The following is a 24,765-nucleotide window of genomic DNA, read 5'->3' as shown; positions in this document are numbered from 1 at the left end:
TTTTTATCACATTTTTTTCATATGCGCCCACGTGTTTTGTGTGCAAAATCAGCCCGGCAAAATTATTGATATTATTATCAGTACATGGATTTACGCGGCGCCAGCTTTTTGGCGCGACTGGAAAGGTAAAAATTCTCTATGATTAACCTCCATCAGCCTCGGGACATACCGCAAATACTGCTGTCGGTGCTGTTCCTGGCCCTGATTATCATATCCTGCCTGTGGGTTGTGCAGCCGTTTATTCTGTCCTTCGCCTGGGCCGGCACCGTGGTGATCGCCACCTGGCCGGTGCTGCTGCGTCTGCAGCGCGTGCTGTTCGGCAAACGGATGCTGGCGGTGCTGGCGATGACCCTGCTGCTGTTTTTGCTATTCGTGATTCCTATCGCTCTGCTGGTCAACAGCCTGGTGGATAACAGCGTTCCGCTGATCAAACTCATCAGCAGCGGAAATGTGACGCTGCCGGATTTCGCCTGGCTCAACAGCGTGCCGCTGGTCGGCGATAAACTCTACGCCGCCTGGCATGGCCTGCTGGATATGGGCGGCTCGGCGATTATGGCCAAGGTTCGCCCCTACATTGGCACCACCACCAGCTGGTTTGTCGGTCAGGCGGCGCACATCGGCAAGCTGCTGGTCTACTGCGGCCTGATGCTGTTGTTCAGCGCGCTGCTTTACTGGCGCGGCGAGCAGGTGGCCTATGGTTTTCGCTATTTCGCCACGCGCCTGGCGGCTAAACGCGGTGACGCCGCCGTGCTGCTGGCCGGCCAGGCCGTGCGCGCCGTGGCGCTGGGCGTGGTGGTGACGGCCCTCACTCAGGCGGTGCTGGGCGGGATCGGCCTTGCCATCTCCGGCGTGCCCTACGCCGCCCTGCTGACCGTGGTGATGATCTTTACCTGTCTGGTCCAGCTCGGGCCTTTGCTGGTTCTGGTGCCGTCGATTATCTGGCTTTACTGGAGCGGGGACACCACCTGGGGCACTGTGCTGCTGGTGTGGAGCTGCGTGGTCGGCACCATGGACAACGTTATCCGTCCGGTGCTTATCCGTATGGGCGCCGACCTGCCGATGATCCTCATTCTTACCGGCGTCATTGGCGGCCTGATCGCCTTCGGCATGATCGGCCTGTTTATCGGTCCGGTGCTGCTGGCCGTCTCCTGGCGCCTGTATGACGCCTGGGTGCACGAAGTGCCGCCGCCGCCGAAAGACCCCGATGTCGTGCTCGAAGAGCTCAGCGAGCTGGAGGCCGGGCGCAAGTAATGCCCTGTCAGGCGGGGGGACCCGCCTGTCTCCTCCCCAGGACAATTGTTAAGCAAAATTAATTGATCGGCGGCAAAACGCCAGCCTTGTACGCCCCTCACCCGCTTTTACCTTCCCGGTCCTTCACAACAATTTAACTATTGAGAGGAATCTGATCGACGGCAAAGGCCCCGCTGCCTACTATTAGCTCACGGTTATAAATCAACACCTTGATTTATAAGCATGGAAATCCCCTGAGTGAAACAACGAATTGCTGTGTGTAGTCTTTGCCCATCTCCCACGATGGGCTTTTTTTTGTCCTGCGCGTCGCGACGCCGGGCGGCCTGACACCGGCAAAAAAATCCCCGGCATCGCTGCCGGGGATCTGTACTGTCAGGGCGAACTTATTTATTCAGTTCCGCCAGACCTAACCAGGTTTGCACCACGGTATCCGGGTTGAGGGACAGGCTATCAATCCCCTCCTCCATCAGCCAGGCGGCGAAATCTTCATGGTCAGACGGCCCCTGGCCGCAGATGCCGACGTATTTACCCTGCTGCTTCGCCGCGCGGATCGCCATCGACAGCAGCGCTTTCACCGCGTCGTTGCGTTCATCAAACAGCTCAGAGACCACGCCGGAGTCGCGGTCCAGACCGAGCGCCAGCTGGGTCATGTCGTTCGAGCCGATGGAGAAGCCGTCGAAGTACTCGAGGAACTGCTCGGCCAGCAACGCGTTCGACGGGATCTCGCACATCATGATGATCTTCAGCCCGTTCTCGCCGCGCTTCAGCCCCTGACGCTCCAGCTCTTCGACCACCGCTTTCGCCTGGGCGACGGTACGGACGAACGGCACCATCACTTCGACGTTGGTCAGCCCCATGTCGTTACGCACGCGCTTCATCGCTTCACATTCCAGCGCGAAGCAGTCGCGGAAGCTTTCGGAAACGTAGCGTCCGGCGCCGCGGAAGCCGAGCATTGGGTTCTCTTCTTCCGGCTCATAGCGCTCGCCGCCCACCAGGTTGGCGTATTCGTTCGACTTGAAGTCAGAGAGGCGCACAATCACCCGTTTCGGATAGAACGCGGCGCCAAGGGTGGCGATCCCTTCGGTCAGGCGGCCAACGTAGAACTCTCTCGGCGAATCGTAGCCTTTCATCAGCTCGCGGATTTCGTTCTGCAGGCCCGGCTCCTGGTCGTCAAACTCCAACAGCGCGCGCGGGTGAACGCCAATCATGCGGTTGATGATAAATTCCAGCCGCGCCAGACCCACGCCTTCGTTCGGCAGGCAGGCGAAGTCGAAGGCGCGATCCGGGTTGCCGACGTTCATCATCACCTTCAGCGGCAGATCCGGCATGTCGCCGACGCTGGAGCTCTTGACGCTGAAGTCCAGCAGCTCGGCGTAGACATAGCCGGTGTCGCCTTCGGCGCAGGAGACGGTCACGTTCTGGTTTTCCTGAATGCGATCGGTGGCATCGCCGCAGCCGACCACCGCCGGAATACCCAGCTCACGAGCGATGATCGCCGCGTGGCAGGTACGTCCGCCGCGGTTGGTGACGATCGCCGAGGCTTTCTTCATGATCGGTTCCCAGTCCGGGTCGGTCATATCGGTAACTAGCACATCGCCTGGCTCAATGCGGTTCATCTCGCTGATATCGTGGATCACCTTCACCGGACCGGCGCCAATGCGGTGGCCGATGGCACGCCCTTCGGCGATGATCTGCCCCTGAGCGTGGAGGGTATAACGCTCCATCACCTGGCCGCGGGAACGCACGGTTTCCGGACGCGCCTGGACGATAAACAGCTTACCGGTGTGGCCATCTTTCGCCCACTCGATATCCATCGGACGGCCGTAGTGCTTCTCGATCTGCACCGCCTGCTTCGCCAGCTCCTGCACCTCCTCGTTGGTTAACGAGAAGATATCGCGCTGCGCCTGCGGCACATCTTCGATACGCACCTGTTTGCCGTGCTCCTGAGTCGGCGCGTAAACCATGCGGATCTTTTTCGACCCCATGGTGCGGCGCACGATCGCCGGGCGGCCAGCGGCCAGCGTCGGTTTGTGGACGTAGAATTCGTCCGGGTTCACCGCGCCCTGCACCACCATCTCGCCCAACCCCCACGCCGAGGTGATAAACACCACCTGGTCAAAGCCGGATTCGGTATCGATGGAGAACATGACGCCGGAGGAGGCCAGATCGGAGCGGACCATCCTCTGCACCCCGGCGGAGAGCGCCACGCCGCGGTGATCGTAACCCTGATGCACGCGATAGGAGATCGCGCGATCGTTAAACAGTGAAGCAAACACGTGCTTCACGGCAACGAGCACGGCGTCAAAGCCCTGCACGTTGAGGAATGTCTCTTGCTGCCCGGCGAAGGAGGCGTCCGGCATATCTTCCGCGGTGGCGGAAGAGCGCACGGCGAATGAGGCCTCGGCGTCATCGGCGGACAGCAGGTCATAAGCATCGCGAATCGCGTTTTCCAGTTCGCTCTGGAAGGGGGTATCGATGATCCACTGTCGGATCTGCGCGCCCGCTTTCGCTAATGCGGAAACGTCGTCAATGTCGGTTTCATCCAGCAGCGCATAAATGCGCTGGTTAACACCGCTTTGGTCCAGGAACTGATTGAAAGCATCAGCGGTGGTGGCAAACCCGTTAGGTACGGACACACCCATACCGGACAGATTCGTAATCATTTCACCAAGGGAGGCATTTTTGCCCCCAACTCTGTCTACATCATTCATGCCGAGTTGGTTATACCAAAGCACCAGCGGTGACGAGCCATTGTTGGACATCGAGACAATCCTTTTGTGATTTAATACCAGTGAAAAAAATTTCACGATCGACTGCAAGATTATCCTGACATATTTATGGTGCTGAAAAAAACGGTGAATCGTTCAAGCAAATTATTTTTTCTTTTTTCGGACTGTTCCCGCGATATAGATAACTCAATGATTTTTAGGAATTATGACGAAAAACGCTGGAAATTACGGCAAAAAAAAGAAAATGAACCACCCTTTTCATAAAAAACAAAAATAGCGTTTCAATTTTAAGAAGAGACAAATCAAACAGGGATATGCTTAAATTTAATATCCGCTTTCAGGCAATTAAACTCATTATACCGGATGGTCAAAATGGAAAGTGCTGTAGATCGCCACGTATTTTATATTTCTGACGGTACCGCCATTACGGCGGAGGTGCTGGGGCATGCCGTCATGTCGCAATTCCCGGTCGCCATCAGCAGCGTGACCCTGCCGTTTGTGGAAAATATCAGTCGCGCGCGGGCGGTGAAAGAGCAGATCGACGCCATTTATCAGCAAACGGGCATCCGCCCGCTGGTGTTCTATTCCATCGTTATTCCGGAGATCCGCGATATCATTCTGCAAAGCGAGGGCTTTTGTCAGGATATCGTTCAGGCGCTGGTGGCCCCGCTGCAGCAGGAGCTCAACCTCGACCCGACGCCAGTGGCCCACCGCACCCACGGCCTGAACCCCGGGAACCTGATCAAATACGATGCGCGCATCGCCGCCATCGATTACACCCTCGCCCATGACGATGGCATCTCGCTGCGCAACCTTGACCAGGCGCAGGTGATCCTCCTCGGCGTGTCGCGCTGCGGCAAGACGCCCACCAGTCTGTACCTCGCTATGCAGTACGGCATTCGCGCCGCCAACTATCCGTTTATCGCCGACGATATGGACAATCTGGTTCTGCCGGCGTCGCTGAAACCCCTGCAGCATAAGATGTTCGGCCTGACCATCAATCCGGAGCGTCTGGCGGCGATCCGCGAGGAGCGCCGGGAGAACAGCCGCTACGCTTCGCTGCGCCAGTGTCGGATGGAAGTGACCGAAGTGGAGGCGCTGTATCGCAAGAATAAAATTCCCTGCCTGAACAGCACCAACTATTCCGTTGAGGAAATAGCGACAAAAATCATGGACATCATGGGGCTGAATCGCAGGATGTACTAATACACTAGTACATTATTGAAAATTTGTTTATGCTATCACCCGTGGCCTATACAGGATCATGCCCTGCTCTTGCAATAAGCAGGGATTGGTTTATCGTGATGCGCATCACTTCCCGGCATTTTCGCTGGCGAAGAAACAGATTTTTGAGACCCCAATGAATAAAACAGACGAATTGCGTACCGCGCGCATTGAAAGCCTGGTAACGCCCGCGGAGCTGGCCCAGCGCCATCCCGTCACCGCCGACGTGGCCGCCCACGTCTCGGCCTCCCGTCGCCGCATTGAAAAAATCCTCAACGGCGAAGACCGCCGCCTGCTGGTGATTATCGGCCCCTGCTCCATTCACGACACCGACGCGGCGATGGAGTATGCCCGCCGCCTGCAGACCATGCGCGAGCGCTACCAGCCGCAGCTGGAGATCGTGATGCGCACCTACTTTGAAAAACCCCGTACCGTGGTGGGCTGGAAAGGCTTAATCTCCGACCCGGACCTCAACGGCAGCTATCGGGTCAACCACGGTATTGAACTGGCACGGCGCCTGCTGCTGCAGGTTAATGAGCTGGGGGTGCCGACGGCCACCGAGTTTCTCGATATGGTGACCGGTCAGTTTATCGCCGATCTCATCAGCTGGGGAGCCATCGGGGCGCGCACCACGGAAAGTCAGATCCACCGTGAAATGGCCTCGGCGCTCTCCTGCCCGGTCGGGTTTAAAAACGGTACCGACGGCAATACGCGCATCGCCGTAGACGCCATCCGCGCCTCCCGCGCCAGCCATATGTTCCTCTCTCCGGACAAGCAGGGGCAGATGACGATTTACCAGACCAGCGGCAACCCGTACGGGCATATCATTATGCGCGGCGGCAAACGGCCGAACTATCACGCCGAGGATATCGCCGCCGCCGGCGAGGCGCTGCGTGAATTCAATCTGCCGGAGCAGCTGGTGGTCGACTTCAGCCATGGCAACTGCCAGAAGCAGCATCGCCGTCAGCTGGAGGTGTGCGCCGATATCTGTCAGCAAATTCGCGCGGGCTCTACCGCCATCGCCGGCATTATGGCGGAGAGCTTCCTGCAGGAAGGGACCCAGAAAGTGGTTCCCGGCCAGCCGCTGGCCTGGGGCCAGTCGATCACCGATCCCTGCCTGAGCTGGGAAGACAGCGAACGTTTATTGAGCGAACTGGCGGCCGCCACGGCCACCCGTCTGTGACCGCTCCGCCCGCCGCGCCTGCGGTGGGCGATCCCCTTCTGCCATTCCCCTACCAAATTCGGTAACACGATAAATAACGCTTGCCGTCAAAAACAACATTATTGATAATGATTATCATTGTTGCTTTGATTTTTATTTTGAGAGCTATGACGCGTATGGATAACACTGCCACAGCTGAAAAACCAAAAGACAATGCCCCCTATCCCATGGCGACGGACAGACAGATCAGCAGTCGGGTTCTGTTAGGCAGCGAAGGACGGGTAGTCATTGAGCATGGCGGCCAGCGCTATCTGCTGCGCCAGACCCACGCCGGGAAGTTGATCCTGACCAAATAATTGCCCCGCAGCAAGCGGGGCGAGGCGAGTTAGCTCGAGCAGCTGACTTCCAGACGTTTCCCCCAGTCCGGCGGCCGGCGGACGTAGTCGTCCTCGCGATCGGTGAAGGGATCGGCCAGCGCGGCATGCAGACGCTCCAGCTCCCCCATATCGCCAGCCTCAGCCTGCTCGATCGCCCGCTGCGCCAGCCAGTTACGTAACACCAGCGCCGGGTTGACACCCTGCATCCGCTGCTGGCGCTGGGCATCCTCCACCTGTTCATCACGAAGCCGCGCGCGATATCCGGCGAACCAGCTGTCGAATGCCGCACGGTCGATAAACTCGTCGCGCAGCGGCGAGGCCGCGCTGAGCTGTTCGCTGTGGCTCAGCAGGCGGAACGTTCGGGTATAGTCGCTTCTCTCGCGGATCATCAGGGCAAACAGACCGTCGAGCAGATCGTTATCCCCTTTCTGCTGAGTGAACAGGCCAAGTTTGTCGCGCATCCGCTGGCCATAGGCGGTCAGCAAGGCGTGCTGATACTCATCCAGCGCCGCGTTCAGCGCTTCGGCGCTGATGAACGGCGACAGCGACTGGGCCAGACGCTGCAGATTCCACAGCCCCACCGCCGGCTGGTTTTCAAAACTGTAGCGCCCCTGGTAATCGGAGTGGTTGCAGATAAAGTCCGGCTGAAAATCGTCAAGGAAGCCATACGGCCCGTAGTCGATGGTCAAACCGAGAATCGACATGTTGTCGGTATTCATCACCCCATGGGCAAAGCCCACGGTTTGCCAGCTGGCGATGGTCTGCGCGGTACGCGTGACAACGTCACGGAACCATAACAGGTACTTGTCCGCTTCATCCTGCAGCTGCGGCCAGTGGTGACGAATGACATAATCGGCCAGCTGCTGAACCTTCTGCGGCTCGCGACGATAGTAAAAATGTTCGAAATGACCAAAGCGGACATGGCTCTCGGCCACCCGCATCAGCATCGCGCCAGGCTCCACGTGCTCGCGGTAGACCGGGGTATCACTGGTGACCATCGCCAGAGCGCGCGTCGTTGGGATCCCCAGGGCGTGCATCGCCTCCGACGCCAGGCTTTCCCGGATCGTCGAGCGCAGCACGGCGCGGCCGTCCCCCATCCGTGAATAGGGTGTCAGGCCGGCGCCTTTCAGATGCCAGTCGTAACGGCGGCCATCCGCCAGCTGCTGCTCACCGAGCAGGATCCCGCGTCCGTCGCCCAGCTGGCCGGCCCAGGCGCCAAACTGATGGCCACTGTAAACCTGCGCCAGCGGCGACATGCCCGGGAGCAGCGCTTCGCCGCCCCAGACGCCGGCCCCGCTTTCCGGCGCAAACAGCGCGTCAGGGACGCCCAGCTGTTGCGCCAGCGGAGCGTTGCGCCAGATGAGTCGGGCGTTATCGAGCGGCGTCGGTGACAGGGAAGTGTAAAAGTCCGGCAGTTCATCCCGCCAGTGGGTGGTAAAAGAAAGGGTCATGGTTCCTCCTCTCTCCAGTGTAGTGCCTGGAACAGCGGATTAACACGGGCGGAGTGCAGGGTTATCGGCATAAAAAAGGGAAGCGCTCGCTTCCCTCCGGCCGCTGAATGACGTCAGATACGCCGCGCCTGCCAGAATTTTTTGTTCCAGTAGACGTTATCCAGCGAGGAACGGGTGACGCCCTGACTGGTGGAGGCATGAATAAACTGGTTATCGGTATCGTAGATGCCGACGTGCAGGCCGCTTTCGCCTGAGCCGGTTTTGAAGAACACCAGATCGCCGGGCAGCAGATCGCGCTTATCAATACGGGTGCCGATTTCCGCCTGCTCGCGGGTTTCGCGCGGCAGCTGGAGGGCAAATTTATCGCGAAACGTGCGCACCACAAAGCCGGAGCAGTCGACGCCGCGCGGCGTCATGCCGCCGTAGCGATACGGTGCGCCGCGCCAGCTGCGCAGCTGCTCGTTCAGATTCGCCACCACCGTAATGGAGTCAGCCAGCCGAGGATTCGGCGGCGGTGCCCGATGGCTGCTGCAGCCGGCTAAAATTAACGCCGCCGCCAACATGAACCAGAAGCGCATTTCAGATGATCCCTCTGTCCCTAGTCTCTTTATCGCAATAATTTAGCTTGTTTATCAATATAGTGACAAGATAACTGCGTGCTACTGTGACGCGATGAGCATAATATGACCGGCCACCTCCACGCGCTGGAACGGGATCGCATAGGCAGCGGTTAAATTTTCCTCGTTCAGCACCTCGGCGGTCTCCCCGCAGGCGATGGCTTCCCCCTGGCAGAGCAGCCAGCTCTGTCCGGCATGGCGCAAAGTGTGGTTGAGATCGTGACTGCTCATCACCACCGCGATTCCCGCCGCGCTCAGCTCGCGTAACAGCCGATCCAGCGCCGCCTGCTGGGCCACATCCAGACTGTTCATCGGCTCATCCAGCAGCAGCAGCTGACCCGCGGGATTGCTTAAGGGATCGATCTGCAGGATCACTGCCGCCAGCCGCACGCGCTGCCACTCGCCGCCCGACAGCTGATTGACCTGACGGCCCAGCTTATTGTCAAGGCCAAGCCTGGCCGCGATATCGTTCACCCGGGCGCTGTCGCCCTGCTGCTGCCTGTGCAGCGCCAGATAGTGCCACACCGGCATGGCGAACGGCGGGGTCTGCTGCTGGCACAGATATCCGCGGCGGCGCGCCAGCTCCGTCGCCGGCCACTCGTCAAGCAACCGTCCGTTAAAATGAATCGCGCCGGGGCCGTCGGACAACCCCGCCATGCGGGCCAGCAGCGTGCTCTTCCCTGCGCCGTTCGGCCCCACCAGGTGAACGATCTCCCCGGCGCGAAAGGCCGCAGAAAACGGGGCCAGACGCCCCGCCGCTTCTACATCCTGTAGCTGCATCAGAAACGACATTATTTCGCCAGCGCTCCTTTAATCGCCGCCACCAGCTGCGGATCGTCCGGCGTCATATCCGGAGAGAAGCGCTGAATGACGTTGCCCTGGCGATCGACGAGGAATTTTTCGAAATTCCACAGAATGTCGTCCACATACAGCGGCGCGCGGCCCTTGCTGGCCATCCGCTCATAAAAACCGCTGCCTTCCGGGGCCACCGCCTTCGGCGCGGCGGCAACCAGCTTTTGATAGAGCGGTGCGCGATGCTCGCCGTTGACGTCAATCTTGCTGAACAGCGGGAAGGTGACGCCGTAGGTGGTGCTGCAGAAGGTCTTAATCTCTTCTTCACTCCCCGGCTCCTGGCCGAGGAACTGGTTGCAGGGGAAGCCCAGCACGCTGAAGCCCTCGCCGGCAAACTGCTTTTGCAGGTCCTCCAGTTGCTCATACTGCGGCGTCAGGCCGCATTTGGAGGCCACATTGACGATCAGCAGTACCTTGCCGGCAAAGGATGCCAGGGTGGTCTTCTCGCCATCAATGGTCGTCACTTCGGTATTCAGAATGTCATGTTGCATAGCCTGTCCTCAATGGATAAACCGGTTTCCGGTGAAGGTGATCCCTATCTACTGTAGCGGATTCAGCGCCCGCCATTCTACTGCCAATCCCCGCGAGTTGTCGCATGATGTAACAGCGCTTCGCTGCCCGTCGGCAACATGAAATCCTCTCAATTGGGCAGGCACCTATTTACGTGTACAGTGTTCCATGAATGTAATATGGTTTCGTTACTTGTTAATTTAAGAGAGTTTTGTTGATGAAGAAGTTGTTTAGCCTGGCGTTAATCGCCGCCTCTGTCGCCCTGCTGAGCGCCTGCTCTCCGGATGAAGATAATAAAGTGAAAGTCGCTATCAATACCGGGCCGGACGAAGCCATCTGGAAAGTGGTGGAGCAAGTGGCGAAGGATAAATATCACCTCGACGTCGAAGTGGTCTCCTTCAATGATTATGTGCTGCCTAACGAAGCGCTGAACAACAAAGATGTGGATGCCAACGCCTTCCAGACCCTGCCGTACCTTGAGGCGCAGTCGAAAGAGCGCGGCTATAAATTCGCGGTGGTCGGTAAAACCTTTGTCTTCCCTATCGCCGCCTATTCACATCGCATCAAAAATATCAGCGAGCTCCCCGAGGGAGCGACGGTGACCATCTCTAATGAAACCACTACCCTGGGCCGCAGCCTGCTGCTGCTTCAGGCGCAGGGGCTGCTCAAGCTGAAACCGGGCGTCGGCTATTTACCCACCACGCTGGATATCATCGACAACCCGAAACAGCTGAAAATTTTGGAGGTGGATACCCCGCAGCTGACCCGCACCCTGGATGACCCGAACGTCAGCCTGTCAATCATTAACACCAACTTCTCCGCCCAGGCGGGCCTGTCGGCCGCCCGCGACGGCCTGTTCATGGAGGGACCAGATTCCCCTTACGTGAATGCGATTGTCGCCCGCGAGGATAACAAGGACAGCAAGAAAATTCAGGAACTGAAAGCCGCCTTCCAGACCAGTGAAGTCGCGGAAAAAGCGAAGGAAGTCTACAAAGGCGACGCGATCAAAGGCTGGTAAGCCCGAGCCGGCGCCGTCCCTGCAGACGGCGTCGCGCTATTCCCGTCACCGCGAGCGCAGCAGCAACCAGATAAAGACCGGCGCGCCCAGCGTCGCCGTCACCACGCCAATCGGCAGCTCAGCGGCGGAAAGCGCCAGCCGGGCGATAATATCCGCCCCCAGCAAGGCGCTTGCCCCTGCCAGCATGCAGGCCGGGAGCAAGACCCGGTGATCGCTCAAGCCGCATAGCCGCAGAATGTGCGGGATCACCAGGCCGATAAAGCCAATCGCCCCCGCCAGCGCCACGCTCACGCCGACCATCCAGCCGGTCGCCACCACCAGCAGCTTACGCCACAGCCACAGCGGCAGGCCGAGCTGACGGGCGGAGACTTCGCCCAGCGCCAGTAAATTCAGGGGTTGCGACTGCAGACAGACCCAGCAGAGCGCTGGCAGGAGGGCTATCATCAGCCACAGCTGCTGCCAGTCGACGCCGCCAAACCCGCCCATCATCCAGTACATCAGCTGACGCAGGTCAAAAGAGGTGGAGAAGTAGACCGCCCAGGTCATCAGGGCGCTGCAGATGATCCCCAGCGCCACCCCCGCCAGCAGCAGACGGCTGGTGGAAAGATGGCGGCGGGCAAAACGCAGCAGAATAAAGGTGATCAGCAGCGCGCCCAGGATCGCGCACAGCCCGAGCGCCCAGCCCGGTAACAGGCCTTTACCCAGCAGGACGGCGGCAATCAGCCCGACGCCCGCGCCGTTGGAGACGCCCAGCAGACCCGGTTCCGCCAGCGGATTTTCAAACAGCGCCTGCATTATCGCCCCGGAGAGCGCCAGCGCCGCCCCCACCAGCAGCACCGCCAGGGTCCGCGGCAGGCGGATCTGCCAGATAAACAGCTGACCTTTGGCGCTGAGCCACTCGCCGGGCGGGATCCATTGATCCCCCGCGCACAGGCTGATCAGCAGGGTGACCAGCAGCAACAGCGTTAAACCAAGGAGCCAACGCCGGCTGCGGCGCTGTTGAAGATGGGCGAGAGTCAGCATAGATTCCATTACGCAGTGGGAACAAGAGGCTGATTTTACGGTGGGTGTCGCGGTGAGAAAAGGAAAACCTCACGACCAAAGGTCGACGCGGAGGACGCTCCCCCCCGTCGACCATCCCGCTTTACACCAGAATCTGAAACAGCAGCGCGAAGAGAATGATGTTCGCCACCACGATTGCCCAGCCGTTATAGAGCATATACTTCAGATGTGTAGACTGCGCCAGCCCCATCTGGCCGAACATGTCCGATGAGGGAAACGGCCCGAACCAGTCCACCTGAGACGAGGCCAGCAGCACCGCGGTGGTCCCCTGCGGCGGCACGCCGGCGGCCATCAGCATTGGGCCAAAGATTTTATGCGTAAAGGTCATCTGGGCTACCGCCGCGCCGGGCACATGGCCGATAATATTGAACGCGAAGATGCTAAAGCACAGCCAGGCCGGGGAGATCCCCTCCAGCAGCGGCTGGGTATACTCCAGCAGCCCCTGATAGGCGTGCAGGCCATCCATCAGCTCAAGGATCGGGTTATACAGCCAGTAGAGAATAAACATCCACACCAGACGACCGCAGCCGTGATACAGCGCCTGCAGGATCTGCGTCGGCCGCAGGCCGCCCACCAGCCCGGTCATCAGCGCCACCAGCAGCATGACGATAATCGCAAAGCTGAAGCCGGCTTTAATCACCACCCCAACCACCGCCATCACGATGATGGTCGCGGCGAAAGCCAGCGCGCTTAATTTACGCCGGCGCTGCTGCGCGGCGCTAAGGTCCTCTTGCGGCTTTTCCGAGAGATCGACCTCATAGCGCAGTTTGCCTTCGGTCATCTTCTGGATCCGTCCGGCCATGATCCAGCCGGCTAACAGGGTGACGGCGCTCATCGGCAGGCCGACATACAGCAGATAATCCGGATAGCTCAGTCCGCCGAGGCTGAGGATCGTCACGGTGCTGGGGGTGAAGGGCCCGGTAAAGAGTCCAACGGAACCGGCGGTCATCATCAGCGCGGCTACCGTCGGCGGCGTTAAGCGTACCGCCGCCGCTACGGGGATAATCACTGCGACAATAATCGCATTGCCGCCGGCCATGGTGCCCAGCGAACCGCAAATTAAAATCGATGACACCACAATGCCGAACTTGACCCGCGTCTGGCTCGACAGCCCAATACGGTGGACCACGAATTTCACCAGTTCAACCGCCGCGCCGGTGCGGGTGGCCACTTCCCCCACGCCGGCGCCGAGCATAATGATAAGCCCGACGGTGGCAATAAATGACCCGGTGGACTTCGCCAGCATCGCGCCCATTTCCGGCAGACCGGTCGAGGTCATGATCATGGCGATAATAATCGAGGAGATGACCGCCAGCACTATATCGACGCCGATCAGCGATAATATCGCTAACGCCACCAGCGGCGTAAATCCCAGCAGGCCAAGCTCGCTGCCCGGTCGACCGTGGCACCACAGCGCAATCAACACGAACAGCAGCAATAACAGACCGGTAATAACGTTTTTTCGCGTGATATTTCGTCTGACAGGCGTATTGCCTGCGAGCGTTGAGTCACTCATAACACTCCTTAATGCCAATCAATCCGACCATGATGGTCAGGTGGTGTATGGGGGCCTGCTCAGAAAATATCCTCCCTCTTTTTCATTATTGGCCGCAGCCTGAGGGTCTGTTGGGGTACAAAGGAAACGATTCTGAGAGCGTTTTATTCCGCCATCAGGCGGGGCCAGCAGCACAATATGTAACCAATGCGCTGATTGGTGATTAAATTTATGTTAACTTAGTGTTAGTAGAAAATGACTTTTTATCGGTAGGCTATAACCCTGAGTTAACTGTTCATGAAACTGCGTCATCTGGAAATCTTCTATGCCGTCATGACCTGCGGCTCTCTGTCACGGGCGGCGGAATCGCTCAATATCTCCCAGCCAGCGGCCAGCAAAGCGTTAAAAAGCGCCGAACTGAAGCTGGGCTTTACCCTGTTTCAGCGGGTGCGCGGCAAGCTGCTGCCGACCAACGAGGCGATCACACTTTTCGAAAAAGCGCAGACTATTTATCAGGACCTTGATAACCTGCGCCTGCTGGCCGATAACCTGGCCCGCGATCCGCGCGCCAAAATCACCTTAGGCTGTCTGCCGAGCCTGGGGTTAAGCCTGGTGCCGGAGCTGGTGACCGATTTTTATCAGCAAAACAGCAACCTGGTGATGACGCTCACCACCGATCACACCGAAACGCTGGTCAGAAAACTGGATTTACGCGAGATAGACTTAGCGCTGACGCTGCAGCCGGTGCAGCAGGGAGAGATCCTTACCACCCTGATTGCCGAAGTGCCGCTGGTCTATATCGACCGTCATTATCGTCAGGGAGCGGTGGATATCAGCCAGATCGACCAGCAGCGCTGGATCTCGCCGGGGCCGCACTCGCTCTCCGCCGCCATCGCCACCCGTCGCGACTTTTCCACTACCCGGCTGAATGTCCAGACCTACTACATGGCCACCGAGTTCGTGAAGCGCGGCATGGGCTGCAGCATTACCGATATCTTTTCCGCCCAGCACAACCTGGCTCCCGAGATGATCCATCCCATTACGCCGCCGATGGCCATTAACCTCTGCCTGCTGCGCCGGGCCGACGTTTCCCTGAGCCCGATGGCGCAAAAATTCGTCGATTTTCTCTGCCAGCGCCTGCGCCAGCAGCTCAAGGAGATTAACCTGCGGTTATACCCTGACCATAAAAAGTCAATTGCGCCGCCAGGGTAAATGCTTTGACATAACCCGATAAATTGAACAGCGGTGGATATATCGGGTTATGAACAAACGCATTGTCATTATCGGCGGCGGCGTGGTCGGTCTGGCCACGGCCTGGGAACTGATTAAGCGCGGCCATCAGGTGCAATTACTGGAGCGCAACGGCGAACCGGCCAGCGCCACCAGTTTTGCCAACGGCGGACAATTAAGTTACCGCTACGTCGCCCCCCTTGCCGACAGCGGCGTTCCCCTGCAGGGGATAAAATGGATGGGCAAAGCCGATTCGCCGCTCAATATGCGTCTCAATATCTCTTTACAGCAGTGGCGCTGGCTGCTGCAGTTCCTGCGCGCCTGTAATAGCCAGACCAATAAAATAAACGGCGATCATATATTGCGTCTGTCGCTGCTCAGCCGGCAGGTCATGCAGTTGTGGCGGGAAGAGGATAATCTTGCCGATTTTCACTGGCGGCGCAGCGGAAAATTAATTATCCATCGCCGGGAATATGATTTTACTAAAGCGGCAAAAGGGATCGATCCTCAGTATCAGCAGGCGCTGAATGCTGAAGCCTGCCTGCAGCTGGAACCGGCGCTAAAACATATCAGCCCTTCGCTGCAGGGCGGAATTTATTCGCCGGGGGATGAAACGGCGGATTGCCATCAGTTTTGCCTTGCGCTGATCGACAAGCTCACCGCCAGCAGCCGCTTCAGCCTGCTGACCTACTGTGAGGTGCAGCGGCTCGCCAGGCGCGGCGGACGCGTCAGCGCCCTGGAGACCAGCCGCGGGACCATCACCGGCGATGAGTACGTCGTCGCCGCCGGCAACGGCAGCGGTCCGCTGCTGGGGCACATGGGCGTTCGCGTGCCGCTCTGCGCCCTGAAGGGGTACAGCCTGACCCTTCCCTATCCGCAGCAGGCGGGCATTGCGCCGGACATCAGCGTCACCGATTACGGGCACAAAATCGTTTATGCCCGCCTGGGCCAGCAGCTGCGCATCGCGGCGATGGTGGACATCGGCTACGACGGCGACACACTGCGCGAGAGCCGCATTCAGGCGCTGAAAAAAATCGTCTCCCGCAGTTTTCCCGAACTCGAGGGGTTGGACCAGGCCGAAGCCTGGACCGGCATGCGCCCCTCAACGCCAGCCGGGCCACCGCTACTGGGACGCGCCGGCTACCCCAACCTGTGGATGAATCTCGGCCAGGGCAGCCTCGGTTTTACCCTCGCCGCCGGCAGCGCGGTGGTGCTGGGCGCGTTAATCGACAATCAGATGCCAGACATTTCTTTAGAAGGTCTCACATGGAAACAAACCGCATGACAATCATTCGCAATCATCCTCAACCTCGTCTTTCCGCCAGCGTTGCGTATGGCAATCTGCTGTTCCTCTCCGGACAGACGCCGAAAAGCAACGAGGAGGACATCGCCTTGCAGACCCGCGAAGTGCTGGAGAAAATCGACGCCCTGCTGGCGGCGGCCGGGAGCGATAAGCGGCACATTCTCTCCGCGCAGATCTGGCTGAAAAATATCGAGCGTGACTTTGCCGCGTTCAATGAAGCGTGGGTGGAGTGGATGCCGGAAGGCCATAGCCCGGCGCGCGCGGCCGTGCAGGCGGAGATGGCGCGACCAGAAATCCTGGTGGAGATCATGCTCACCGCCGTTAAAGCGTAAGATACGACAGAAAAGAAAAAGGCCGCAATGCGGCCTTTTTAATTAGTTCAGATTATTTGTCTTTAGGCGACGCGTTTTCGACACGGCTTTTCAGCTTCTGACCGGGTCTGAAGGTCACCACGCGCCGGGCTGTAATGGGAATATCCTCCCCCGTCTTCGGGTTACGTCCCGGGCGTTGGTTTTTATCCCGCAAATCGAAGTTGCCGAACCCGGAGAGTTTGACCTGTTCTCCGTTTTCCAGAGCACGACGGATCTCTTCGAAAAACAACTCGACCAGTTCTTTGGCATCCCGCTTGCTAAGCCCAAGCTTATCAAACAGATATTCTGACATTTCAGCTTTTGTAAGCGCCATAGGTTCAATCCCTCAATGATGCCTGGAATCGCTCTTTTAATGCCTCTACACATCTGGCAACGGTAGCGGCAATCTCCTCTTCTTCGAGTGTACGGCTGGTATCCTGCAGGATCAGGCTAATCGCAAGGCTCTTATACCCTTCCGCCACACCTTTACCACGGTACACGTCAAATAAGTTTACGCCAACTACCTGATTTACGCCAACTTTCTTACATTCGGCTAAAACATCGGCGGCAGCCACGTTTTCCGCGACCAGCACCGCGATGTCGCGACGGTTCGCCGGGAAGCGGGAAATGTCGCGCGCCTGAGGCACCACGCGGTCTGCGAGCTTGTTCCACTCCAGTTCAAACACCAGAGTGCGACCGTTCAGATCCAGTTTACGTTCCAGCTCAGGATGAACAACCCCAATGAAACCAATGCGTTCACCTTTAAGATAAATCGCTGCGGATTGCCCCGGATGCAGCGCGGTGGTCGCTTCAGCACGGAATTCGATATCCGCTAATTTTCCGGTTAAATCCAGAACGGCTTCCAGATCGCCTTTCAGATCATAGAAATCGACCGTCTCTTTCGCCAGTGTCCAGTGCTCTTCGTAGCGGTTGCCGCAGATCGCCCCGGCCAGCATCACATCCTGACGAATGCCCAGCGGCGCATTGGTGTCCGGCACAAAGCGCAGACCGCTCTCAAAGATGCGAACCCGGCTCTGCTGACGGTTCTGGTTGTAGACCACGGTCCCCAGCAGGCCAGTCCACAGCGACAGGCGCATCGCCGACATTTCGCTGGAGATCGGGCTTGGCAGGATCAGCGCCTCTTCACCGGCGTGGATCAGCTGCTGGACTTTCGGGTCGACGAAGCTGTAGGTGATCACTTCCTGATAGCCTTTGTCATTCAGCAGCGTTTTCACGCGCTTCAGCGACAGGTCGGCTTCACGGTGGGTACCCATGATCAGACCCGCCTGCACCGGCTCATCAGGAATGTTGTTGTAGCCATAAACGCGAGCCACTTCCTCGACCAGATCCTCTTCGATCTCCATGTCGAAACGCCAGCTAGGGGCCACCGCCTGCCATTCGCCCTCGCCCACCGTCACTTCGCAGCCGAGGCGCTGAAGAATATCAGTGACCTGCGCGTCGTCGATATGGTGGCCAATCAGGCGATCCAGTTTGCTACGACGCAGAGTGATGGTGGCGCGTTTTGGCAGGGTCGCTTCGTTAGTCACGTCGATCACCGGGCCGGCTTCGCCGCCGCAGAGGTCGATCAGCAGACGCGTGGCGCGCTCCAGCGCTTTATACTGCAGGGCCGGATCGACGCCGCGCTCATAGCGATGAGAGGCATCGGTGTGCAGGCCGTGACGGCGCGCGCGGCCGGTAATGGACAGCGGGCTGAAGAAGGCACACTCCAGCAGTACGTTCTGGGTTTCGTCGTTAACGCCGGAGTGTTCCCCGCCGAAGATCCCGCCCATTGCCAGCGCTTTGTTGTGGTCAGCAATGACCAGGGTATCGCTGTCGAGCTTCGCTTCGGAGCCATCGAGCAGGACCAGGGTTTCACCCTCTTTCGCCATGCGCACCACGATCCCGCCTTCGATACGGTCGCGGTCAAAGGCGTGCATCGGCTGGCCCAGCTCAAGCAGCACATAGTTGGTCACGTCAACCACCGCGTCGATGGAGCGGATCCCGCAGCGGCGCAGTTTCTCTTTCATCCACAGCGGCGTCGGCGCTTTGACGTTGATGCCTTTTACCACGCGGCCCAGATAGCGCGGGCACGCCTGCGGGGCGTCAACCTGAATCGGCAGCACATCGTCAATGGTGGCGGCTACCGGGGTGATTTCCGGCGCGTTCAGCGGCGCCTTGTTCAGCACGGCCACATCGCGCGCGACGCCGATGATGCCCAGGCAGTCGGCGCGGTTCGGGGTGACGCTGATTTCGATGGTGTTATCGTCAAGCTTCAGATATTCGCGAATATCGGTACCGATCGGCGCATCCGCCGGCAGCTCGATAATTCCGCTATGATCATCGGAAATGCCCAGCTCGGAGAAGGAGCACAGCATCCCCTCTGACGGCTCGCCGCGCAGCTTTGCCGCTTTGATTTTAAAATCGCCCGGCAGCACGGCGCCGATGGTCGCCACGGCGACTTTCAGCCCCTGACGACAGTTTGGCGCGCCGCAGACGATGTCCAGCAGGCGTTCGCCGCCGACGTTGACTTTGGTGACGCGCAGTTTGTCGGCGTTCGGGTGCTGACCGCACTCCACTACTTCACCGACAACGACGCCGTTGAAGCTGCCGGCAACCGGCTCAACGCCGTCCACTTCGAGGCCCGCCATGGTGATCTGATCGGAAAGCGCTTCGCTGTCGATCGCCGGGTTAACCCACTCGCGTAACCACAGTTCACTGAATTTCATTGTTCTGTCCTGCCCTTATTTAAACTGTTTGAGGAAACGCAGATCGTTTTCGAAGAACGCGCGCAGATCGGTGACGCCATAGCGCAGCATGGTCAGACGCTCCATGCCCATGCCGAAGGCGAAGCCGGAGTACACTTCCGGATCGATACCCACGTTGCGCAGCACGTTCGGGTGCACCATCCCGCAGCCCAGCACTTCCAGCCATTTGCCGTTTTTACCCATCACGTCAACTTCCGCGGACGGCTCGGTGAACGGGAAGTAGGACGGACGGAAGCGTACCTGCAGATCTTCTTCAAAGAAGTTGTTCAGGAAGTCGTGCAGGGTTCCTTTCAGATTGGTGAAGCTGATGTTTTTATCAACGATCAGACCTTCCATCTGATGGAACATCGGGGTGTGGGTCTGATCGTAGTCGTTACGATAGACGCGGCCCGGCGCGATAATACGGATGGGCGGCTGCTGGTTTTCCATGGTGCGGATCTGCACGCCGGAGGTCTGGGTGCGCAGCAGGCGAGTGGCATCGAACCAGAAAGTGTCGTGGTCAGCGCGCGCCGGATGGTGGCCCGGGATATTCAGCGCATCGAAGTTGTGGTAATCATCTTCGATTTCCGGGCCCGTCGCCACGGTAAAGCCGAGCTCACCGAAGAAACTTTCAATACGGTCGATGGTGCGGGTGACCGGATGCAGACCGCCATTTTCAATGCGGCGGCCCGGCAGCGAGACGTCGATGGTCTCTGCAGCCAGACGAGCATTCAGCGCCGCGCCTTCCAGTTCGGCTTTGCGCGCGTTCAGCGCCTGCTGTACCTGCTCTTTCGCTTCGTTGATGACCGCACCGGCTGCCGGACGCTCTTCCGGCGGCAACTCACGCAGGGTGGTCATTTGCAGGGTCAGATGCCCTTTCTTACCCAGGTATTCCACGCGGACGTTGTCCAGCGCAGCAACATCTGATGCCTCGTTAATGGCTGCCTTGGCACTGGCAACCAGCTCTGCGAGATGTGACATGGTTTTCCTCATTATGTCGGTGCAGACACCGGTTATAGTGAAATTAATATTCCGAATCCATATACGAAAAAAGCCTCCACAGGGGAGGCTTTCTGGCGCTGTTTTCCGTTTCTTCTTTCACGCGCTAGCCTCCTGAGTTCAGGTGCTAAAGTAAAAAAAGAAGCGGAAAATAGCAGCATTCATGCTTGCATTACCTTGTCTGGTAAGAAACGTCAGACCTGTATTGAAAAGCCTGCGCCGATAAAAGTCAATGTATTGATGGTGTTGAAACGAAAAGAGGGAGACAAGCTCCCTCTTTCAACTGGCTTATGCCAGAGCTGCTTTCGCTTTTTCGACCAGAGCGGTGAACGCTACTTTGTCGAATACGGCGATGTCAGCCAGGATCTTACGGTCGATTTCAACAGAGGCTTTTTTCAGGCCATTGATGAATTTGCTGTAAGAAATACCGTTCTGACGTGCTGCTGCGTTGATACGTGCAATCCACAGTTGACGGAACTGACGTTTACGTTGACGACGGTCACGGTAAGCGTACTGACCAGCTTTGATAACAGCCTGGAAGGCAACGCGGTATACGCGAGAACGCGCACCGTAGTAGCCTTTAGCTTGTTTCAAAATTTTCTTGTGACGTGCACGTGCAATTACACCACGTTTTACGCGAGCCATGTGTGCTCTCCTGTATCTATTCTAAGTTAAAAAAGTTAAACGTTAACGACTTATGCGTACGGCAGGCACGCGATAACCAGGCCCAGATCGCCTTTGGAAACCATGGCTTTCGGACGCAGGTGACGTTTACGCTTGGTAGCTTTTTTAGTCAGAATGTGACGCAGGTTAGCGTGCTTGTGCTTAAAACCACCTTTACCGGTTTTTTTGAAGCGCTTAGCAGCACCGCGTACGGTCTTAATTTTTGGCATTTTAATAACTTCCACTTCGCATTGTTAATAAACGAAACAAAGGCGAACAAAACCAGTGAGCCGAAGCCCACCGGAAATGTTTCTTGATGGCCTTACTGTTTCTTCTTAGGAGCGAGCACCATGATCATCTGGCGGCCTTCGATCTTCGTTGGGAAGGATTCGACTACTGCCAGTTCAACCAGATCGTCTTTCACGCGGTTAAGCACTTCCATACCGATCTGCTGGTGGGCCATCTCACGACCGCGGAAACGCAGCGTGATTTTGGCCTTATCGCCATCTTCGAGAAAGCGAATCAGGCTGCGGAGTTTTACCTGATAGTCACCTTCATCAGTACCAGGGCGGAATTTAATTTCCTTAACCTGGATAACTTTCTGCTTCTTCTTCTGTTCCTTAGAAGACTTACTCTTTTCATAAAGGAACTTGCCGTAGTCCATGATACGACAAACTGGCGGCTCGGCGTTAGGGCTGATTTCAACTAAATCTACTCCAGCCTCTTCAGCCTTTTCGATAGCTTCTCTCAGACTCACAATACCCAGCTGCTCACCTTCCAGACCTGTTAAGCGAACTTCCTGGGCGCGAATCTCGCCATTGATACGATTCGGACGTGCCGTTTGAACTCGTTTTCCGCCTTTAATACCTTATTCCTCCAGTTGTTGAAGACTGCGGCTGCGAATCTCTTGTTGCAGCTTCTCGATCACTTCATTTACGTCCATGCTGCCGAGGTCTTTCCCGCGACGGGTGCGCACGGCCACTTTGCCGGCTTCGACTTCTTTGTCGCCACAGACCAACATATACGGGACACGACGTAAAGTGTGCTCGCGGATTTTAAAGCCAATCTTCTCATTTCTCAAGTCTGCTTTTACACGAATGCCCGCATTTTGTAGTTTACGCGTCAATTCGTTAACGTATTCAGCCTGAGAATCGGTGATATTCATGACCACCACCTGCACTGGTGCAATCCAGGTTGGGAAGAAGCCAGCGAACTCTTCGGTCAGGATGCCAATGAAGCGCTCCAGAGAACCGAGAATCGCACGGTGGATCATGACCGGCACCTGACGCTCGTTGTTTTCGCCCACATAGGAGGCGCTTAAACGCTGCGGCAGAGAGAAGTCCAGCTGTACCGTACCGCACTGCCATGCACGATCGAGACAGTCATACAGGGTAAATTCAATTTTCGGGCCGTAGAACGCCCCTTCACCCAGTTGATATTCAAATGGGATATTATTTTCTTCCAGCGCCACCGCCAGATCCGCTTCCGCGCGATCCCAGGTCTCGTCGCTGCCGATACGTTTTTCCGGGCGAGTCGACAGTTTGACGACGATCTTCTCGAAGCCAAAGGTGCTGTACATATCATAAACCATACGAATACAGGCGTTCACTTCATCGCGAACCTGATCTTCAGTACAGAAGATATGCGCATCATCCTGGGTAAAGCCGCGAACGCGCATCAGACCGTGCAGCGCGCCTGATGGTTCGTTACGGTGGCAGCTACCAAACTCCGCCATACGCAGCGGCAGATCGCGGTAGGATTTCAGCCCCTGGTTGAAGATCTGCACGTGGCCCGGGCAGTTCATCGGCTTAATGCAGTATTCACGGTTCTCAGAAGAGGTGGTGAACATCGCATCTTTGTAGTTGTCCCAGTGGCCGGTTTTTTCCCACAGCACACGGTCCATCATGAACGGACCTTTGACTTCCTGGTACTGATACTCTTTCAGTTTCGAACGGACAAAGGTTTCCAGTTCACGGAAGATAGTCCAGCCGTCGTTGTGCCAGAACACCATCCCAGGCGCCTCTTCCTGCATATGATACAGGTCGAGCTGCTTACCGATTTTACGGTGGTCGCGCTTGGCGGCTTCTTCCAGACGCTGCAGATAAGCATTCAGCGCTTTTTTATCTGCCCACGCGGTGCCGTAGATACGCTGCAACATTTTATTGTTGCTGTCGCCGCGCCAGTAGGCACCGGCGGTTTTCATCAGCTTGAAGTGATGGCAGAAGCGCATGTTCGGCACGTGCGGACCGCGGCACATATCGATATATTCTTCATGATGATACAGGCCAGGCTTGTCATCATGGGCAATGTTTTCGTCAAGAATAGAAACTTTATAGCTTTCGCCGCGCTTCACGAAGGTTTCACGCGCTTCGTGCCAGCTCACTTTCTTCTTGATGACATCGTAGTTTTTCTCGGCGAGCTCATGCATACGTTTTTCGAGCGCGTCGATATCTTCCTGAGTCAGGGTATGGTCGAGGTCTACGTCATAGTAGAAGCCATTATCAACAACCGGACCGATAGCCATTTTGGTGTTGGGCCACAGCTGCTTGATGGCATGACCTAACAGGTGCGCGCAGGAGTGACGAATGATCTCCAGCCCTTCTTCATCTTTAGCCGTGATAATAGAGAGGGTGGAATCAGTTTCAATCGGGTCGCAAGCGTCTACCAGTTCACCGTTTACCCGCCCGGCGATGGTGGCTTTCGCCAGACCCGGGCCGATATCCAGCGCGACGTCCATCGGGCTGACAGCGTGATCAAAATGGCGTTGGCTGCCATCAGGAAGCGTAATTACAGGCATTTTATGTCCTTATTTGCAGTGGTGCCCCGCACGAAAGAGCACATACAAAACTATATAATCATCATTATCATCAGGTTAAGGCGCAGTTCCCGCTTCACTCTGCGAAAAGAGGAGCACGACCGGAGCGATCGTTCCCGCCTGCTGCCGCCTGCTGATAACACCGGGGAGTAGTTTACACATCATTGGTACGTGATTAAAGCCGTAATAGCATAAATGATGGCGGAATGTGGAGAAAACAAGAGCCGCGCGGATAAAAGCAGAATATCCGCCAGGAAGACGCGAAAATAATCACCAGCGAAGCCGGATGATATTATGCGGACAAACTAAAAGAGACGCCTTGATATTGCCTGCGTGATGTTTAGCGCGGGTCGTTAAACCGGTACCACTCTACCCGGCTTAATAGTCCGCCCGTGAAGCAGTAGCCTGCGATATTAAGACCACTCGCCTGCTACCAGCGTATGCACATTAAAGGCATCGCTCATGGATTGTCCGGTACTACGGGAACCGGGGGCAATATTCGAACCGGCCTCAACGTCGGTTGCTTTGGCGATACCTACCTGCGTATGGTCCTGGTTACCCGACGGCGGAACTGGCGTGGCGGCTGATGCGCCAAAGGAAAGCACGCACAGCGCCAGGGCTGCGATGGTAAATTGGCTGTTTTTCATGATGTTTATTCTCTTATTACGGAAGACGGACCGAACAATGTCGCCATTCGGTCAGTAACTCTTAGTATAGATCCAGATCACATATTTGTCCGTCGAATATTTAGCTTTTCGTGTCAAATAGAATGAATATTTGTCAGCAAACGGAGAATAATGGAGAAAAGATGGAGGCCCGTTTCTTTTTATAAAAACTAAAACGAATTGCCAGAAAAAATAATGTCACTTATTGTTAAATCTAAAACGATCAGGCCGGGAAACCCGGCCTGAAA

The 24,765-nt window shown here is 57.2% G+C and carries 24 protein-coding genes, 1 other RNA gene, 1 pseudogene and 1 other annotated feature; of the genes and pseudogenes, 10 read left to right on the top strand and 16 right to left on the bottom strand.

Annotation, left to right across the window (positions count from 1 at the left end):
- Positions 1 to 138 precede the first annotated feature (138 nt).
- Both ydiK and rprA read left to right on the top strand, forming a co-directional pair.
- A complete protein-coding gene (gene ydiK / locus ACOI6Z_RS04045) occupies positions 139 to 1,251 on the top strand; it encodes an AI-2E family transporter YdiK (protein ID WP_072421547.1) in 1,113 nt (370 codons plus the stop codon).
- 190 nt (positions 1,252 to 1,441) lie between these two features.
- Positions 1,442 to 1,549: antisense sRNA RprA (gene rprA / locus ACOI6Z_RS04040), an RNA gene on the top strand.
- 85 nt (positions 1,550 to 1,634) lie between these two features.
- Here the strand turns inward: rprA and ppsA are convergent.
- Positions 1,635 to 4,013: a phosphoenolpyruvate synthase gene (ppsA, locus tag ACOI6Z_RS04035; protein WP_004203115.1), complete on the bottom strand. Its 2,379-nt coding sequence runs from the start codon at positions 4,011 to 4,013 to the stop codon at positions 1,635 to 1,637.
- A 75-nt stretch (positions 4,014 to 4,088) separates the two neighbouring features.
- On the opposite strand from ppsA, the pseudogene ACOI6Z_RS04030 reads away from it, so the two are divergent.
- The 4 genes and pseudogenes from ACOI6Z_RS04030 to hemP all read left to right on the top strand — a co-directional run.
- Positions 4,089 to 4,205 (top strand): annotated as a pseudogene (locus ACOI6Z_RS04030) (hypothetical protein); the annotation flags it as partial.
- A 147-nt stretch (positions 4,206 to 4,352) separates the two neighbouring features.
- Positions 4,353 to 5,186 carry a pyruvate, water dikinase regulatory protein gene (gene ppsR / locus ACOI6Z_RS04025; RefSeq protein WP_002909061.1) on the top strand — a complete coding sequence of 278 codons (834 nt, stop codon included), beginning with the start codon at positions 4,353 to 4,355 and terminating at the stop codon, positions 5,184 to 5,186.
- 154 nt (positions 5,187 to 5,340) lie between these two features.
- Positions 5,341 to 6,387, top strand: coding sequence for a 3-deoxy-7-phosphoheptulonate synthase AroH (gene aroH / locus ACOI6Z_RS04020; protein WP_032453261.1), 1,047 nt, complete (start codon positions 5,341 to 5,343; stop codon positions 6,385 to 6,387).
- 155 nt (positions 6,388 to 6,542) lie between these two features.
- Complete coding sequence (gene hemP / locus ACOI6Z_RS04015; protein WP_086076121.1) at positions 6,543 to 6,722, top strand: hemin uptake protein HemP; 180 nt, start codon at positions 6,543 to 6,545, stop codon at positions 6,720 to 6,722.
- Between the two features lie 29 nt (positions 6,723 to 6,751).
- Here the strand turns inward: hemP and selO are convergent, their stop codons facing one another.
- The 4 genes from selO to ACOI6Z_RS03995 form a co-directional block, all read right to left on the bottom strand.
- Positions 6,752 to 8,194 carry a protein adenylyltransferase SelO gene (selO, locus tag ACOI6Z_RS04010; protein WP_044523837.1) on the bottom strand — a complete coding sequence of 481 codons (1,443 nt, stop codon included), beginning with the start codon at positions 8,192 to 8,194 and terminating at the stop codon, positions 6,752 to 6,754.
- Between the two features lie 113 nt (positions 8,195 to 8,307).
- Positions 8,308 to 8,772 (bottom strand): NlpC/P60 family protein, encoded by a 465-nt coding sequence (locus ACOI6Z_RS04005; protein WP_002909082.1) that lies wholly within the window; start codon positions 8,770 to 8,772, stop codon positions 8,308 to 8,310.
- A gap of 81 nt (positions 8,773 to 8,853) precedes the next feature.
- Positions 8,854 to 9,603 carry a vitamin B12 ABC transporter ATP-binding protein BtuD gene (gene btuD / locus ACOI6Z_RS04000; protein ID WP_023290105.1) on the bottom strand — a complete coding sequence of 250 codons (750 nt, stop codon included), beginning with the start codon at positions 9,601 to 9,603 and terminating at the stop codon, positions 8,854 to 8,856.
- The gene (locus ACOI6Z_RS03995) at positions 9,603 to 10,154 is read right to left on the bottom strand and encodes a glutathione peroxidase (RefSeq protein ID WP_004203124.1); all 552 of its coding nucleotides are present in this window, start codon (positions 10,152 to 10,154) and stop codon (positions 9,603 to 9,605) included. The genes btuD and ACOI6Z_RS03995 overlap by 1 nt, the downstream gene beginning before the upstream one ends.
- A 236-nt stretch (positions 10,155 to 10,390) precedes the next feature.
- Between ACOI6Z_RS03995 and ACOI6Z_RS03990 the strand changes: the two genes are divergently transcribed.
- Positions 10,391 to 11,191 (top strand): MetQ/NlpA family ABC transporter substrate-binding protein, encoded by an 801-nt coding sequence (locus ACOI6Z_RS03990; RefSeq protein WP_065812933.1) that lies wholly within the window; start codon positions 10,391 to 10,393, stop codon positions 11,189 to 11,191.
- Positions 11,192 to 11,236: 45 nt separating this feature from the next.
- On the opposite strand, the gene btuC is transcribed toward ACOI6Z_RS03990, so the two are convergent.
- The gene (gene btuC, locus ACOI6Z_RS03985) at positions 11,237 to 12,214 is read right to left on the bottom strand and encodes a vitamin B12 ABC transporter permease BtuC (RefSeq protein WP_023290108.1); all 978 of its coding nucleotides are present in this window, start codon (positions 12,212 to 12,214) and stop codon (positions 11,237 to 11,239) included.
- 121 nt (positions 12,215 to 12,335) lie between these two features.
- Positions 12,336 to 13,769: a H+/gluconate symporter gene (locus ACOI6Z_RS03980; RefSeq protein WP_023290109.1), complete on the bottom strand. Its 1,434-nt coding sequence runs from the start codon at positions 13,767 to 13,769 to the stop codon at positions 12,336 to 12,338.
- A 276-nt stretch (positions 13,770 to 14,045) separates the two neighbouring features.
- On the opposite strand from ACOI6Z_RS03980, the gene ACOI6Z_RS03975 reads away from it, so the two are divergent.
- The 3 genes from ACOI6Z_RS03975 to ACOI6Z_RS03965 are packed head-to-tail and all read left to right on the top strand — an operon-like array spanning position 14,046 to position 16,613.
- Positions 14,046 to 14,960, top strand: a complete 915-nt coding sequence (locus tag ACOI6Z_RS03975) for a LysR family transcriptional regulator (protein ID WP_049014384.1) — start codon at positions 14,046 to 14,048, stop codon at positions 14,958 to 14,960.
- A 37-nt stretch (positions 14,961 to 14,997) separates the two neighbouring features.
- Positions 14,998 to 16,263, top strand: a complete 1,266-nt coding sequence (locus ACOI6Z_RS03970) for a D-amino acid dehydrogenase (RefSeq protein WP_373863380.1) — start codon at positions 14,998 to 15,000, stop codon at positions 16,261 to 16,263.
- Positions 16,260 to 16,613: a RidA family protein gene (locus tag ACOI6Z_RS03965; protein ID WP_072419980.1), complete on the top strand. Its 354-nt coding sequence runs from the start codon at positions 16,260 to 16,262 to the stop codon at positions 16,611 to 16,613. Before ACOI6Z_RS03970 ends, ACOI6Z_RS03965 begins: the two co-directional genes overlap by 4 nt.
- Before the next feature lie 52 nt (positions 16,614 to 16,665).
- Here the strand turns inward: ACOI6Z_RS03965 and ihfA are convergent, their stop codons facing one another.
- The 9 genes from ihfA to ACOI6Z_RS03920 form a co-directional block, all read right to left on the bottom strand.
- A complete protein-coding gene (ihfA, locus tag ACOI6Z_RS03960; protein WP_002909098.1) occupies positions 16,666 to 16,965 on the bottom strand; it encodes an integration host factor subunit alpha in 300 nt (99 codons plus the stop codon).
- A 4-nt stretch (positions 16,966 to 16,969) separates the two neighbouring features.
- On the bottom strand, positions 16,970 to 19,357 hold the full coding sequence (gene pheT, locus ACOI6Z_RS03955) for a phenylalanine--tRNA ligase subunit beta (RefSeq protein WP_023290113.1): 2,388 nt from the start codon (positions 19,355 to 19,357) through the stop codon (positions 16,970 to 16,972).
- Positions 19,358 to 19,372: 15 nt separating this feature from the next.
- A complete protein-coding gene (gene pheS, locus ACOI6Z_RS03950; RefSeq protein WP_002909105.1) occupies positions 19,373 to 20,356 on the bottom strand; it encodes a phenylalanine--tRNA ligase subunit alpha in 984 nt (327 codons plus the stop codon).
- A gap of 63 nt (positions 20,357 to 20,419) precedes the next feature.
- Positions 20,420 to 20,544 (bottom strand) — a sequence feature (Phe leader region).
- The gene (pheM, locus tag ACOI6Z_RS03945) at positions 20,495 to 20,539 is read right to left on the bottom strand and encodes a pheST operon leader peptide PheM (protein WP_001386830.1); all 45 of its coding nucleotides are present in this window, start codon (positions 20,537 to 20,539) and stop codon (positions 20,495 to 20,497) included. (Overlaps the previous feature by 45 nt.)
- Positions 20,545 to 20,662: 118 nt before the next feature.
- Entirely contained in the window at positions 20,663 to 21,019 is a 357-nt protein-coding gene (gene rplT, locus ACOI6Z_RS03940; RefSeq protein ID WP_000124850.1) for a 50S ribosomal protein L20, read from the bottom strand.
- 50 nt (positions 21,020 to 21,069) lie between these two features.
- Positions 21,070 to 21,267, bottom strand: a complete 198-nt coding sequence (gene rpmI, locus ACOI6Z_RS03935; protein ID WP_001124225.1) for a 50S ribosomal protein L35 — start codon at positions 21,265 to 21,267, stop codon at positions 21,070 to 21,072.
- A 92-nt stretch (positions 21,268 to 21,359) separates the two neighbouring features.
- Complete coding sequence (gene infC, locus ACOI6Z_RS03930) at positions 21,360 to 21,902, bottom strand: translation initiation factor IF-3 (protein WP_004189469.1); 543 nt, start codon at positions 21,900 to 21,902, stop codon at positions 21,360 to 21,362.
- Between the two features lie 3 nt (positions 21,903 to 21,905).
- Entirely contained in the window at positions 21,906 to 23,834 is a 1,929-nt protein-coding gene (thrS, locus tag ACOI6Z_RS03925; RefSeq protein ID WP_017900777.1) for a threonine--tRNA ligase, read from the bottom strand.
- Between the two features lie 431 nt (positions 23,835 to 24,265).
- Positions 24,266 to 24,499, bottom strand: coding sequence for a hypothetical protein (locus tag ACOI6Z_RS03920; protein WP_023290114.1), 234 nt, complete (start codon positions 24,497 to 24,499; stop codon positions 24,266 to 24,268).
- Positions 24,500 to 24,765 lie beyond the last annotated feature (266 nt).

It is taken from the genome of Klebsiella sp. C239, assembly GCF_048822715.1.
GTDB classification, from domain to species: domain Bacteria; phylum Pseudomonadota; class Gammaproteobacteria; order Enterobacterales; family Enterobacteriaceae; genus Klebsiella; species Klebsiella quasipneumoniae.
The sequence above is the reverse complement of the archived record's forward strand: the minus strand, read 5'-3'. Positions and strand labels throughout refer to the sequence as shown.